Origin of the sequence: Pandoraea eparura, assembly GCF_902459725.1 — a bacterium.
GTDB classification, from domain to species: domain Bacteria; phylum Pseudomonadota; class Gammaproteobacteria; order Burkholderiales; family Burkholderiaceae; genus Pandoraea; species Pandoraea eparura.
Genome location: NZ_CABPSH010000014.1, coordinates 1 through 14,659 on the forward strand (window position 1 = coordinate 1; position 14,659 = coordinate 14,659).

At 64.3% G+C, this 14,659-nt stretch carries 11 protein-coding genes; 8 read left to right on the forward strand and 3 right to left on the reverse strand.

Translation table 11 applies throughout. From position 1 onward, the window contains the following. The coding region (locus PEP31012_RS24290; protein ID WP_217427157.1) for a YMGG-like glycine zipper-containing protein at positions 1-233 on the reverse strand (233 nt) is incomplete at its 3' end. A 121-nt stretch (positions 234-354) separates the two neighbouring features. On the opposite strand from PEP31012_RS24290, the gene PEP31012_RS20675 reads away from it, so the two are divergent. The 6 genes from PEP31012_RS20675 (at position 355) to PEP31012_RS20700 (ending at position 8,010) form a co-directional block, all read left to right on the forward strand. Next, positions 355-1,155 carry an enoyl-CoA hydratase/isomerase family protein gene (locus PEP31012_RS20675; protein WP_150591180.1) on the forward strand — a complete coding sequence of 267 codons (801 nt, stop codon included), beginning with the start codon at positions 355-357 and terminating at the stop codon, positions 1,153-1,155. 118 nt (positions 1,156-1,273) lie between these two features. Next, on the forward strand, positions 1,274-2,356 hold the full coding sequence (locus PEP31012_RS20680) for an ABC transporter substrate-binding protein (protein ID WP_150591181.1): 1,083 nt from the start codon (positions 1,274-1,276) through the stop codon (positions 2,354-2,356). Positions 2,357-2,390: 34 nt separating this feature from the next. Continuing rightward, positions 2,391-3,476, forward strand: coding sequence for an ABC transporter ATP-binding protein (locus PEP31012_RS20685; protein WP_150591182.1), 1,086 nt, complete (start codon positions 2,391-2,393; stop codon positions 3,474-3,476). Positions 3,477-3,632: 156 nt separating this feature from the next. After that, a complete protein-coding gene (locus PEP31012_RS20690) occupies positions 3,633-5,384 on the forward strand; it encodes an ABC transporter permease subunit (RefSeq protein ID WP_150591183.1) in 1,752 nt (583 codons plus the stop codon). Positions 5,385-5,458: 74 nt separating this feature from the next. Further along, positions 5,459-7,036 carry an AMP-binding protein gene (locus PEP31012_RS20695; protein ID WP_150591230.1) on the forward strand — a complete coding sequence of 526 codons (1,578 nt, stop codon included), beginning with the start codon at positions 5,459-5,461 and terminating at the stop codon, positions 7,034-7,036. A gap of 125 nt (positions 7,037-7,161) precedes the next feature. Beyond that, the gene (locus tag PEP31012_RS20700; RefSeq protein WP_246171409.1) at positions 7,162-8,010 is read left to right on the forward strand and encodes an IclR family transcriptional regulator; all 849 of its coding nucleotides are present in this window, start codon (positions 7,162-7,164) and stop codon (positions 8,008-8,010) included. 7 nt (positions 8,011-8,017) lie between these two features. On the opposite strand, the gene PEP31012_RS20705 is transcribed toward PEP31012_RS20700, so the two are convergent. Next, positions 8,018-9,562, reverse strand: coding sequence for a DHA2 family efflux MFS transporter permease subunit (locus PEP31012_RS20705; protein WP_150591184.1), 1,545 nt, complete (start codon positions 9,560-9,562; stop codon positions 8,018-8,020). 80 nt (positions 9,563-9,642) lie between these two features. After that, positions 9,643-10,131, reverse strand: coding sequence for a MarR family winged helix-turn-helix transcriptional regulator (locus PEP31012_RS20710; RefSeq protein WP_150591185.1), 489 nt, complete (start codon positions 10,129-10,131; stop codon positions 9,643-9,645). Positions 10,132-10,493: 362 nt separating this feature from the next. Here PEP31012_RS20710 and PEP31012_RS20715 point away from each other — a divergent pair, with 362 nt between their 5' ends. Together PEP31012_RS20715 and PEP31012_RS20720 are read left to right on the forward strand one after the other, a co-directional pair. Continuing rightward, complete coding sequence (locus tag PEP31012_RS20715) at positions 10,494-11,366, forward strand: N-acyl amino acid synthase FeeM domain-containing protein (protein ID WP_150591186.1); 873 nt, start codon at positions 10,494-10,496, stop codon at positions 11,364-11,366. A gap of 216 nt (positions 11,367-11,582) precedes the next feature. After that, on the forward strand, positions 11,583-14,600 hold the full coding sequence (locus tag PEP31012_RS20720; protein ID WP_150591187.1) for a putative bifunctional diguanylate cyclase/phosphodiesterase: 3,018 nt from the start codon (positions 11,583-11,585) through the stop codon (positions 14,598-14,600). The last annotated feature ends 59 nt before the right edge of the window (positions 14,601-14,659 follow it).

The window sequence follows — 14,659 nt, forward strand, 5'->3', positions numbered from 1 at the left end:
CCAACTACAGCGCCAACTACAGCGCCAACTACAGCGCCAACTACAGCGCCAACTACAGCGCCAACTACAGCGCCAACTACAGCGCCAACTACAGCGCCAACTACAGCGCCAACGCTGACAAAACGGGCAGTCCTCACGGGCTGCCCGTTTTTTATCGCTCGCCCACTCGCGAGGTGCAACCGCCTGAGGTAAACCCCGAAACGATTCAGCTTGCGCCATTTTTTTGAAGTCACTATATTTCTCTCAGATAACAGTTATTGCAGTGAGATAACTGTTTAGCGAGAAATGCGTCAGTCGCATGATCCTCATCTCAATGCACGCGTGAAGTCACGCGTCGGTGCCTTTGGAGTTCAAATGAGCGAGACAGCAAAGCAATCGGAGCAGGAAGTTCTCTTCACGCAGGTCGGCCGCGTCGCGGTGATTACGTTGAACCGCCCGCAGGCGCTCAACGCCTGGACCATCGCCATGCGCGAACTGATCATCGATGCGCTCGAGCGGTTCAATGCGGATGAGAGCGTGGCCGCCGTGATCATGACCGGGGCAGGGCGCGCGTTCTCGGCCGGGCAGGATCTGGCCGAAGCAAAGCACTTCGACGGCGACACGGCCATCGAGTGGATCAAGGGCTGGGAGCATTACTACGACGTGATTCGCAGCTTGAAGAAGCCGCTCGTCATGGCGCTGAACGGCACGGCGGCCGGTTCGGCCTTCCAGGTCTCGTTGCTTGGCGACATTCGCGTCGGCCATCCGGGTGTGCGCATGGGGCAGCCGGAGATCAATGCCGGCATCGCCAGCACGACCGGCCCGTGGATCATGAATCACATGCTGGGCCTGTCGCGCACCATTGAGCTCACGCTCACGGGCCGCCTGATGGAGGCCGACGAGTGCCATCGTCTCGGCTTGATTCACCACCTCGTGCCGGAAGAGACGGTGTTCGAGAAGGCGCTGGAGATCGCCGCCGAGCTGGCCGAGAAGCCGCCGGTGGCCATGCGTCTGGACAAGCAGCGTTTCCGTGAAATGACCGAGGGGACGTTCCAGGACGCCATTGCCGCCGGTATGCGCATTCAACGCGAATCGTACGAGTCGGGCGAACCGGCGCGCATGATGGCGGCGTTCTTCGCCAAGCGCGCGGCCAAGGCCGAGGCGGCGAAAGCCTGAGCGCTTCCCATCACTGATCGATGACCTCGCGCCGTCCGGCATCCGGCACCTCGTTGCCGGGCGGCAACCCTGACTGGACACGCGCCCCGCGTCTGTCCACACGCTAGCGGAGTTTCACATGTCACACTCGCACGACCCGCAAAATCCGTCCCGTCGTCGACTCTTGCAAATGGCCGGCACCGCCGCACTCGCCGGTGCGTTGCCATTGGCCGCCTCGCGCACAGTGTATGCGCAGGCGCGCCAGTTGATCGTCTCCGATCCGGGCGGCCCATACACGACCGCTTACCGCCGCGCATTCTACGATCCGTTCGAGAAGGCCACCGGCATCAAGGTGGTGAGCGTGGCGCGCGATTCCCAGCCGGTGGCGCAGTTCGCCGCGATGGTGCAGACGAAGAACTTCGTGTGGGATGTGACGACGCTCACGCTCTCGGCCGACATTCCGTATCTGGAGTCGAAGGGCTTTCTCGAGCCCATCGGCATGAAGGCGGCCGACTTCCCCGGCATCATGCCCGAGGCGGTAACGCCCGACTGGCTGGGCGTCGACGTGTATTCGACCGTGCTGGCCTATCGCACCGACAAGTTCCCTAAAGACGCACCGCAGACGTGGGCCGACTTCTGGGACGTGAAGCGCTTCCCGGGACGCCGCTCGCTGCGCCGCAGCCCACTCGACACGCTCGAACAGGCGCTCATGGCCGATGGTGTCCCCATCGACAAGCTTTACCCGCTCGATCTCGACCGCGCCTTCAAGTCGCTCGACAGGATCAAGCCGCACATCGATCTCTGGTGGACGTCCGGCGCACAGGCCATGCAGGCGATCCAGAACGGCGACGTGGACATGATGTCGACGTGGAACGGCCGCGCGCAGGCTGCCATCGACAACAAGGCGCCGGTGAAGATCGTCTGGAACCAGGGACTGTATTCCATCGAAGGGTGGGGCATTCCGAAGGGCACGCCGCGTGCCGAATTCGCACGGCAGTTCGTACGCTTCTGCGGCGACCCGGCCCGCCAGGCATTGATTACCCAGGATCTCGCGTACGGGCCGACGAACCTCAAGGCGTTCGATGCGGTGCCGAAGGATCGCGCCTCGCTGATGCCGACGGCCCCGGCCAATTTGAAAGGCATGCGTTTGCCGAGCCCGCAATGGTGGGCCGAGAACCGCACAAAGGCCACCGAGCGTTTCAACGCATGGCTGTTGTCGTAAGCCGTCAGGTACCGCGAAGCAGGAAGAGACGACTATGAGCCCCAAACTGGAAACCATTGGTCTTGCCAAGACGTATCGCGAGACCCCCGCGCTCCTGCCGACCGACCTGCGGGTCGCGGCGGGAGAATTTCTCACCTTGCTCGGACCTTCCGGCTCGGGCAAGACCACGCTGTTGCAGATGATTTCGGGGCTGGTCGAACCGAGCGCCGGGCAACTGCTCATCGACGGGCGCGACGCCACCCACGACGCCCCCGGCAAGCGCGGCATCGGGATGGTATTTCAGAGCTATGCGCTCTTTCCGCACATGACCGTCTGGGACAACGTGGCATACGGCTTGCGCATGCGCAAGCTGCCGCGCGCTGAGCTGGCTCCGGCCGTTGACGCCGCGCTCGCGATGGTCAAGATGCAAGCTTTCGCTCAACGTCTGCCGTCGGAGTTGTCGGGCGGGCAGCAGCAACGCATCGCGCTCGCCCGCTGCTTCGCGTTTCGCCCCTCCATCATCCTGCTCGACGAGCCGCTCGGTGCGCTCGATAAAAAGTTGCGCGAGCACATGCAACTGGAGATTCGACGTCTGCATCAGGCGCTGGGCGCGACGTTCATCTACGTCACGCACGATCAGGACGAGGCGCTCACGCTGTCGGACCGCATTTGCCTGATGAACCAGGCCCGCATCGAGCAGATCGGCACGCCGTCGCAGTTGTATGACCGCCCGGCAACGCGCTTCGCGGCGGATTTCCTCGGGCATTCCAATCTGCTCGACGGCGTGATCGAACGCATGGCCGACGGCCGTGTCGCACTGCGCGTGGGCGACGGTCCGGACGAGCGTCTGGTGCCCATCGGCCCGAGCCTCGACTTGCCTGCCGCAGGGGCGGTCAGTCTGTTGGTGCGTCCGGAGGCCGCACGTCTGACATCGCCCGAAGACGGTGCGCTCGCCGGCACGATCCGTCAGGTCATCTTTCTTGGCTCGGATACGCGCGCCATTGTCTCGCTGGGGCAGGGGAACGATGGCGCGCAGGGCGCCGACTTCACCGTGCGCTGCTCGCGTGACCTGACCCCGCGCGTCGGTGAACGCGTCGGACTGGCGTGGGATCTCGGCCGCGCGACGCTGCTCATGCGCTGAGCACAGTCTCTTGGGGGCACTTAGCGCCACTTAATGCCACGTAGCGGTGCTTCACGACGCTTTATGCCGCTTAATGCCGCTTAATGCCGCTTCACGATACGTAACGTCACTTAGTGGGGCTTAGCGCCCTCGTTATCCGCTTCAGGAGTCTTTGTCATGTGGCTTGTTCAACGCCTACCTCAGGCGGGGCCTCGTATCGCCTGGCCGCGGCAGGTGGCCCGGTGGTTGCCGGCCTTGCCCGCGTTGCTGTTCCTCGCCGTGTTCTTCATCGTGCCGGTCGTCGAAATTCTGCAGGGCGGCCTCTACGATGCCGACGGCGTGCTCTCCGTCGCCCAGTTCGCCCGCATGACACACTCAGCGGTCTACGTCAAAGTGCTGGCCTCGACGTTCTGGATTGCGTTGCTTACCGCCGGGCTCTCGGTGCTGCTCGGCTATCCGGTGGCGTACCTGCTCGCGCGTCTGTCGGCGCGCTCGCGCGAGCGCTGGCTGCTGTGGATTGTGCTGCCGTTCTGGACCAGCTATCTCGTCAAGACCTATGCGTGGATGCTGTTGCTCTCGAAGACCGGACTGCTGACGGTTGTGGCCACGCATCTCGGGCTGATCGACAGCGCGGGCACGCTCGCGCCGTCGCTCACCGGCGTGTTGATCGGCATGGTGCATGCGATGCTGCCGCTCGCGGTCATGACGATGCTGCCGATCATGCGCGGCATCAACATGCAACTGGTGCAGGCAGCCCAGACGCTCGGTGCCGACCGGGCGACGGGCTTCTTCACCGTCTTCCTGCCACTGTCCGGGGCGGGCGCGGCCGCCGCCGGATTGCTGGTGTTCATCACGAGCCTGGGGTTCTTCATCGTCCCCGCACTGCTCGGCTCGCCACGCGAATCGATGGTGGCGCAACTCGTCATCTCGTCGGTGCTCGACCTGTTCGACCTGCGCTTTGCCGGCGCGCTCTCGACCGTGCTGCTGCTGTGCTCGATTGCCGTGTTCTTCGTGTACGACCGCGTCGTTGGGTTGTCGTCGCTCGCCGGTGAGGCGCCCGAGCGTCGGGCCGGCACGGGCGGGCGCGCGTTGCCGATGCTCATCGCCGCAGGGCGGCTCGCAGGCAAGTTGTCGTTCGCCGGCGTAGGCCAGCGCACGCAGAGCGCGTTCGGTCTCAAGGCCTACACTGGCGCCGTGGTGTTCGCCCTGATGCTGCCGATTGCGTTCGTGGTGCCGCTGGCCTTCACCAAGCAGTCGTTCGTGGCGTTCCCGCCGCAGCTCTTCACGCTGAAATGGTTCGTGTCGTTCATCGAGTCGAGTGTGTGGCAGGCGGCCTTGCTGCGCTCGCTCGGCGTGGGCTTCGCCACGGCGGCGCTCGCCCTCGTTCTCGGCTTCGGCGCCAGCCTGGCGCTCGTGCGCTTGCCGTCGCGCTGGCGCAAGCCGCTGTTCGCCATGTTCATCGCACCGCTGATCGTGCCGCGCATCGTGGTTGCCGTCGGCTTGCTGTATCTGTTTGCCCGCTGGGGGTTGGCGGGCACCAATGCGGGCCTGATCATCGGTCATACCGTGCTCGCAATTCCCTATGTCGTGGTCACGCTGTCGGCGAGCTTCAAACGCTTCGACTGGCGCCTCGACGATGCCGCCAAGATGCTGGGCGCGTCGGCCTTCACCCGGGTGCGCACCGTGCTGCTGCCGCTGCTGGCGGCGAGCCTGGGGTCGGCCTTCCTGTTTGCCTTCATCGTGTCTTTCGACGACCTGACGATCGCCATCTTCGTGTCCGGCGGTATCAACACCACGCTGCCCAAGCAGATGTGGGACGACATCCAGTTGGCCGTCACGCCGACGCTCGCTGCCGTGGCGACCTCGCTGGTATTCCTGATGGTGTTCATCGTCTGGCTGTCTTCGATCTTCAAACGCAAAAGCTATTGATATCCGCGGAATTCCGTATGTCCATGTCCAACGTTGCCCGAGTTGCGCCGGTGAATGCGCAGACGTTTGCTTCCATGCATCCCTATACGAAGTACTTTCCCCAGCGTGCCGAGGGCGACCGGCTCGACGTGGTGCCGCTGTTGATGGCAGGCCTGCACGGCGCGTCCGCCAAGCCGGTGGTCGTGTTCGAGGGCGAAGCCATCGCCCGGGCGCAGATGGCCGCGCGCGTGGGCGCCATGCAGGGCTGGTTTGCCGCACAAGGGCTCGTGCCCGGCGACCGCGTGGCGGTCATGCTCGGCAATAGCGCGGCGCAGGTGGCATTGATCTACGCGCTGATGCTGTCCGGTCTGGTCTGGGTGCCCGTCAATACGCGCCTGAAGGGCGACGGCATCGAATACCTGCTCGGCCACGCCAAGCCGAAGTTGCTGATTGCCGAACCGGCCTTCGCCGAAGTGCTTGACGCCGGCGTCGCCCTGGCGGCGCAGCAGCCGGGGCACCACGGCACGCGCGTCGTGCGCCATTGGCTCACGCAGGTCATGGCACAGGCCGCCGCATACACCGGAACCCCGCCGGTGGCGGCCGAGATCACGCCGGCGTCGGTGCTGTGCATCATCTACACATCGGGCACCACGGGTGCACCCAAGGGGGTGCTGTTCACGCACCGCATGATGCGCATTGCGAGCGAGGCGGCACTGCGGGTGGCGGACGCGCATGACGGCGACCGGCTGTTTCTGTGGGAGCCGCTATGCCATATCGGTGGTGCCCAGATGTTGTTGCTGCCGTTTCTCGCCGATCTCGAGATGCATGTCGTGGAGCGCTTTTCCGCGAGCCGCTTCTGGCAGCAATGCGCGGCCGCGCAGGCCACGCATTTGCACTATCTCGGGGGCATCCTCGATATCCTCATGCAACTGCCGCGCGACGCCCAGCCCGCGCAGAACTCGTTGCGTGTCGCATGGGGCGCTGGCGTGTCCGCGAGCGCCTGGCAAGCCACGCGCGAGCGTCTGCAATGCACGTTGCGCGAGTGCTACGGCATGACGGAGTGCGCGAGCTTCGCCACCCTCAACGATGCGGACATGCCGGGCTCCATCGGCCACGCCCTGCCGTGGCTGACGCTGGAACTGCTAGACGACGCGGGGCGTCCCGTGGCCGACGGCGAGCCGGGTGAAATCGTGTTGTCGAGTGACGTGGAAGGGGTGTTCCTGCCGGGATATCTCGATAATCCGGAGGCCACGTCGAAGGCGTTGCGCGACGGCAAGCTCTTCACGGGCGATAGCGCTCGACGGGGCGCCGACGGCAGTCTGGTCTTCATTGGACGGCGCACGGACAGCATGCGGGTGCGCGGCGAGAACGTGTCGGCGTGGGAGATCGAGCGTGTGTTTGCGCGGCATCCGGCGGTGGCGGCCTGCGCCGCGATCGGGGTAGCGAGTGATATCGGGGAGCAGGACGTGATGCTTTACGTCCAGTTCCGCGACGGCCAGACGCTCGACTGGACGGGGCTCGCGCACTGGGCCGCCGACAAACTCGCCAGCTACCAGCGGCCGCGCTATTATCGCGCCACCGCAGCTTTCGAGACGACGCCGTCGGAGCGCATCCGCAAGCATCTGCTCTCACGCGATACCGCACAGGCGTGGGAGATGACGGTGACAAAGTAAGCCGAGCGGGCAGGGGGCGGGGGCCGTCACCCGGGCGCTGGCGGCGATGCTTAGGTTATCGGTATAAGATATCTCTTTATTTTCATGAGATAATTCGCCTCTGCCTGCCCCATTCCATTGATATCGTGGCCACCACCAAAACACCTCGCACCCGCGCCAAAGCGGCAACCGCCCCCGAGGCGGCGGCCGTCACCGTCCCATCGACCGAATCCACGCTTTACGTGCAGTCGGTGGAGAAGGCGATGAAGGTGCTGACCGCGTTCGACGGATCGAAGCGCCATCTGTCGCTCTCCGAAATTGCGACGGCCACGGGGCTGGACATCAGCGCGGCGCAGCGCTTCACCTTCACGCTCTCGGCGCTGGGATATCTGCTCAAGGACCCGCAGAGCAAGAAGTACGAACTCTCGCCGAAGCTGCTGGACTTCACGTATCACTATCTCGTCTCGAACGAACTCGTCAGCCGCGCAGCCCCGTACCTTCAGCAACTGGCGGCGGAAACCGAGGAGGCGACGAACCTGACGGTGCGCCTCGACACGGACATCGTGTTCGTCCTGCGAATTGTGAGTCGCAGTGTGTTCAATGCGAACGTCATCGTCGGTTCGCGCCTGCCGGCCTATTGCACCGCACCGGGACTGGCATTGCTGGCGACGCTCGACGAGGCCGAGGTCGACGACATTCTCGCGCGCACGAATCTCGTCCAGTTCACGCCGGCAACCGTGGCGCAGCCGCGCAAGATCAAGGAGCGGCTCGCGCGTATTCGGAAGCAAGGGTATGCGCATACCGAAGACGAATACTTCATGGGCGACATTTCGACGGCGGCGGCCGTGGTGAACCAGGACGGCCGGGCCATCGGGGCGATCAACATTGCCGTTCCGCGCGTGCGCTGGAATGCCGAGCGCGATGAGCGGCGCTTCGCCGACCTCGTGATCCAGACGGCGGGGGCGTTGTCGGCGCGGCGTCGCCAGGAGAGTTGACGCCGCGTCAGTCCGCCGCCACGTGTACGATCTCGTCGATTTCACTCGGGCCGCGCTTTTTCAGCCGGATGAAGAGCAGCAACGGCATGACGGCGATCGTGAGCGCCATCATCAGCCGGAAGTCGTCCAGGTAGGCGATCATGGCGGCCTGTCGCGTGACTTCCGCATTGAGCGCGGCCATCGCCGCGGCCCCGTATGTCTGCACGTAAGCCTCGATGCCCTGCGTGAACGGCGTGATGCGCTCAGAGAGTACGGCATGATTGACTTGCGTGTTCTGGGTGAGCAGCGTTTGCACGACCGAGATGCCGATACTGCTGCCGATGTTGCGCGACAGGCTGTAGATCGCGGCGCCATCTGCGCGTAGCCTGCCGGGGAGCGTGGCAAACGTGACCGTGGTGAGCGGCACGAACACGAACCCGAGGCCGAACCCCTGAATGACGCCGGGCCAGACGATGTCCGACGGACGCAATGTGAGCGAATAGCCCGCCATCAGATAGAGCGAATAGGCGGTCAGCGCGAAGCCAAAACCCAATAGATAGCGGACGTCGACCTTGCCGACCAACCGTCCGACAATCAGCATGGCGGCCATGGTCCCGGCCCCGGAGGGCGCTGTCACCAGCCCGGTGAGAATGGCGGGGTAGCCGAACAGACCTTGCAGCATGGGCGGGAGCAGAGCGCGTGTGGCATACAGAATGATGCCGACGACGAAAATATAGACGACGCCCGTGTTGAAGTTCCGGTCGCGCAGCAACGCGCGGTCAAAGAACGAATGCTCGCCGGCGGTCCAGGTATGGACGACGAAGTACGCAAAGCAGATGATGGCGCCGAGCATCTCCAGCCAGATTTCGGTGGCGTTCAGCCAATCCTGCTGTTCCCCGCGGTCGAGCAGCAGTTGCAGCAGGCCGATGGCCAGACTGAGCGTGACGAAGCCCAGGACATCGAACTTCCCGGCCTTCTGCTCGGCCGGCTCTTTCAGATAGGCGGCAATGCCGAGGAATGCGATCAGGCCGATGGGCAGGTTGATGTAGAACACCCAGCGCCAATTGTAGCTATCGGTGAGCCAGCCGCCGAGCGACGGGCCGAGAATCGGCCCCACCATCACCCCCATGCCGAACACCGCCATTGCCGAGCCGTGCTTGTGCGGCGGGTTGATGTCGAGCATGGTCGCCTGCGACAGCGGCACGAGCGCCGCGCCGCAAATCCCCTGGAACAGCCGTGCCGCCACAATTTCCGTGAGCGAATGCGCCATGCCGCACAAGGCGGAGGCGATGGTGAACCCGGCGACGGACCATAGAAAGACGCGCCGGCGTCCGAAGCGGGCGCAGAGTGTGCCAGTGAGCGGCGTGGCGATGGCGGCGGCCACGATATAGGACGTCAATACCCAGGTAATCGAGTCCTGCGAGGCGGACAGACTGCCCTGCATATGGGGCAGTGCGACGTTTGCGATGGTGCTGTCGAGGGTTTGCAACACCGTCGCGAGCATGACGGATACGCTGACGAGCGCACGATGCTTGCCCGGATCGTCAGCCGTTTGGGGGGATGACACAGGAATTCCTTTGCTGGGTCGTGGTTTTGGCTTGATGGCGGTGCGACGTGTTGCGCTGTGGCGCGCGTTGCGCCTGCGCCGACGCGTTACTCGGGGGCTGTCTCGTCGCTACGGCGCGGCGGTGACGGGCATTCGGCTTCGGCACGCGTCAGGTTCGTCAGCACCTTGCTGAGCAAGCGCGACAGTTCGGCCCGCTCGGCCGGCGTGAGGTCGGCCAGCGCTTCGCGCTCGGTCGCATTGGCGAAAGCAACGATCATGTCGATCTTCGCCTCCGAGGCGTCCGTCAGGTAGAGCAGGTGCGCGCGTTTGTCGTTCGGATCGCGTTCGCGCCGCACGAGTCCCTTTTCCCTGAGCCGGTCCAGCAGTCTCACCAGCGCCATCGGCGTCAACTCCATGCGTTCGGCCAGTTCGGCCTGGGTCTGGACCCCATAGCGATGCAACATGACCAGCACGCGGCATTGCGCGCGCGTAAGGTCGAAGTTGCCGCGGGCACGCCGGTCGAACAGGCGCGAATGAACGCGCGCGACGTCGTGCACCAGCGTGCCGAACCGGGACGACCAATCGATTTTCGGCATATCGGGGGCGCGCCGGGGCGGTGGACGAGCCGGCCCGGCAGGATCAATTAGTAAACAGGTTTATCATTTTGCCAGAGTCCTTCGTTGGACTGCAACTGTCGCAAATAGGTGACACCTGGTCGGGGCACGGCGGGCGACGAAAAGGGAATAGGCCGGTTTTACCCGGCGTGACGCGGGTTCCCGGGCGGTGGGCCGATGCGTCGGCGAGAACCAGGAGCGTTGTCCGTGGAAATCTGAAAAAACCAAGAAAAATAAGCACTTGACACTTCGCCTTGGCGGATCAAGAAAGGCATTGTGCGATGCGTTGGCGAGATCGCCTGTGCATGGCACCCATCCTCTATTGACCTTAAGGAGTGTCAATCATGTTCGACCTTGCCCAAGCCTCGGATGTTCTGTCCATCACCCACGCCGATGTGCCGACCAGCCATCGTCGTCCCGTATCAGCGCCGGCCGCGGTCACTTCGCCGGCTTCCGAACGCGAGACGATGCGTGAAGAACGTTTGCCCTTCATCGTCACGATTGCGGGCGACGAAGCCGCGTTGCGCGACGCCGTCGCCATGCGCCAGGCTGCCTATGGCCGCCACCTTCCCGATCTGGCCGCTCAGTTGAGCGAACCGGAGCCCAGCGACCGCGAGCCGGGGGCCATCGTGCTCGTGGCGCGTGCGCGCCTCGACGGCGCGGTGCTCGGCACGATGCGTATTCAGACCAATCGCTATCAGCCATTGCATCTCGAGGATTCGGCGCCATTGCCCCAGTGGTTGGACAGCGCGGCGTTGGCGGAGGCGACGCGTCTGGGCGTCGTGGCCGGGCCGGTCGGACGGGTCGTCAAGACGGCGCTGTTCAAGGCGTTCTATCAGTACTGCCTCTTGTCCGACATCGACTGGATGGTGATTACGGCCCGTCCGCCGCTGCATCGCCAGTATGAAGCCTTGATGTTTGTCGATGTGTTCCCGTCGCAAGCCCTGATTCCGATGGCGCATGTCGGCGGCATTGGCCACCGCGTGCTGGCGCTCGACGTGGCGCAGGCACGCACGCGTTGGCAGGCGGCGGAACATCCTTTGTTCGCCTACATGTGCCTCACGCATCACCCCGATCTGCGGCTGGGGATGCCGGGAATGCAGGACGGCACGCCGGCATCGTCGGGCGAAGCCAGTGTTGGCGCGCATTTGCGGGATTTATCTTTTGTTGCCGACGAGGTACGATGCAGTGCATCAGGCTACAGCTTGGCGGTGTAATGCCGTTAATCGAACTAACGTTATCCCGTCGCTTGCCACCTGGGGTTTGGGCGGCGACGGCGATAACGCGCAAGACGGGCAAAAGAGACCCTCCGTGTCGGCCGGTGTTCTGGTTCCACGGGACAGGGCCGGCCCGGCCGGCAAGGCGCGCCGAGCGGGCGCCTTGCCGGACAACGACTGCGGGGGCGAACAACACGATAAGGGCACAAGATTCCTATGGCGGGGGACCTCGGCAACGAGCGTGACGATCACAGCCGCAATCCGACCGATTTCGCCGACGAGTGGGCGGAACTCTCCGGAATGCGGCGCCGTTGGCGTGTGAGTGCGCGGCTCGACGAGCTTTTTCGCACCATTTCCTTGTACGCCGTTCCCGCCGCCATCATGCTGCTCTCGGGCCTCGTGCTGATGTTCCAGGAGAGCCAGTACGCCGTGCGCGGCGAAACGCCGTTGACCTTTGAGGCGCAAGGCGATGTGCCCGCGACATTCGGCCCGCCCATGGTGCAGGGCGTTCTCGAGCGCGCCCGCAGCGTTCGTCAGTTCAGCACGCATCTGTCCGAAGCCCCGGTGTGGTTCCGGGTCACCGTACCGCCCGTGGGGGCGGCGCAACATACGATCCTTGAATTCCCATCGCGCCATGCGCAAACGCTGGCGTGCTGGCGCAATCCCGACGCCCCGGCCATCGGGCGCGCGGACCGCAGTGCCGTCAGTGGGGCGATCCGAATGTCGAAAGCGGGCTTCGCGATCGATCTCGGGCCGCTCGTCGCGCCGGTCACGCTCCTGTGCGAGGGTACATTCTCAGGGCCAGCGCACTTGACGCTGGTGGCCTGGCCCGCGTCAGAGCTGCGCATTTCGGAGCGGGAGTTCCACCGCAGCAACGGCTTGCTCGAAGGCGGTCTATTGACGCTTTCGGCATTCGTGCTCGTCACCGCCATCATCAACAAGGAATGGCTCTATGTGCTGTTTGCCGCCTGGTTGATCGGCAATCTTCGGCTCGCGGCGAACTCGCTCGGGGCGGACACGCAATGGCTGGAACGGGCCATCCCGACCGACCTGGACGCCCTGGTGCGCAAGGCGACGTTCGCCATCTACTACGTATTGACCTATTCACTGTTCACGCAGCTCTTCAAGCGCGAGCTGCGCCGCGTCGGCCTGCGGTGGATGGTCATGGTGCTGCAATGGGCCGGTGTGGTGCTGTGCTGCGCGGCGATCGCCTTGCCCTACGCGCATTTCATCCCCGTGCTGTGGGCCGTGGCCGCGCTGGGCATCGTGATCGTTCTGGTGCTGCTGACCCGCATTCTCGTGCTGACCCGTTCGCGGGTGGCGATCTGGTATAGCGCGTCGCTGGCCATTGTCCTGTTTGCCACGTTTTCCGAAGTGATCGCCGCCGCATTCAATGCGCGAGCGCTGTCGTCGGCGTTGAACAGCGTGACCGCGGCGCTGTTCTCGAGCCTCATGGCCGCGCTGGCCATCGCCGAACAGATGCGCGCCGAGCACCAGGGCAAGCTCGAAGCCCAGACCGAACTTCGCAATGCCTACGATGTCACGCCGGTGGGTCTGTTTACCCTCGACGATCAGGGCGTGTTCGTGCGCGGCAACGCGGCGTTGCACACCATGCTGGGCATTCCCAATACCGAAGCGCGAACGTTCCGCTGGGACCAGTTCTTCGGTCAGAGCACGTGGCGCATGCTGCTCGACGTCGCTCAGCACAGCGAAGACTCGGAACTCGAAATTCTCTCGCTGCCGCGCGACGATGGCCGCACCAGTCGCTATCTCGTCAAGGCGATCTTCTCCGCCGGACGGATCGAAGGCTCGTTGCAGGACATCACCGAGCGGGCTCGCACGATGGAGCAGTTGCGCTACCTCGCGGAGAACGATCCGCTCACCGGCGTCTCGAACCGGCGCGGTATCGAGAAGGCCCTCGGCGAGGCGATCCGAACGTTGTCCGACGCTCGGCCGGCGGCACTGGCCTACCTGGATCTGGATCGGTTCAAGCTCGTCAACGATCTTTTCGGGCACGCGGCGGGCGATGAGGTGCTGCGCCAGGCATGCGACCGGATGCGCTCGCGCTTGTCGACGGATCAGAGTGTGGGGCGCACCGGCGGCGACGAATTCATCGTGGTGTTTCGTGATGCGACGATCAAGGAAGCGGCCGCCGTTGCGCGCCGCCTGGTCGAAGCCATCTGTGGCGAGCCGTATCAGATCGGGGATCGCGCGTTCCAGGTGCGCGCGTCGGCCGGGGTGATCGAGCTGACGGCCGACATGCGGGTGCCCGATGCGATTTCGTCGGCCGACCGTGCCTGCCGGGAGGCCAAGAAGAGCCGGCGCGAGCTGGTTGTCTACGAGCGCGGGGCCGCTGCATTCCGTGAGCGCCTGGCCGAATTGCGGTTGATCGACGCACTCGACGCCGGACTCACGCCCAACACGTTGTTCCTTGAGATGCAGCCCATCATGGAGATGGCGTCGCCCGGCGAGTCGCTGAATTTCGAGGTGCTGCTGCGCATGCGCGATTCGGACGGCAATATCGTGCCGGCCTCACGCGTCATCAGCGCGGCCGAGGAGAACGGCAGCATCGGCATGATCGACAAATGGGTACTGACGAATACGCTCGCCTGGATCGATCAGAACCGCGATCGACTGACGAAAACACGGTTCGTGTGCGTCAATCTCTCGGGGGCGTCGCTCAACGACGAGCATTTCATTCGGGACATCTTTGCCACGCTGGCCGCGCATGAGCGCGCCGTCGGGTTGCTGTGCATCGAGATCACGGAAACCGTGGCGCTTCACGACCTCGACAATACGCGTCGATTTGTCGACCGGATTCACCAAATGGGCGGGCGCATCGCGCTCGACGACTTCGGCGCAGGCTTCAGTTCGTTCTCATACCTGAAGGATCTGGCGGTCGACGCCATCAAGATCGACGGCGCGTTCGTGAAAAGCATGGCGGCGCATCCGGCCAACCTGGCCATCGTCGAGGCGATCGTGGCGCTGGCGAAGAATCTCGGCATTCGCAGCGTGGCGGAATGGGTGGAAGACGCGGCAACGCTCGAAGCCTTGTCGGAACTGGGTGTCGACTATGTGCAGGGCTTTCTGATTGCCCGCCCGCAAACGCCTGAAGCCATCCTCGCCGCCGACTCGGCGGTCAGTTTCGTGCGAGATCCCCACCTCGCGTCATTGCTGGTCGAGCTGGGGGACGCGTTTTACCCGCGTCATCGGAGTCACTCGGCGTTGCACTGATCCCGTTGGCCGAGCCGATCGCCGACACCGTGCGACCGTTCGCTGATGAAAGCGGTATC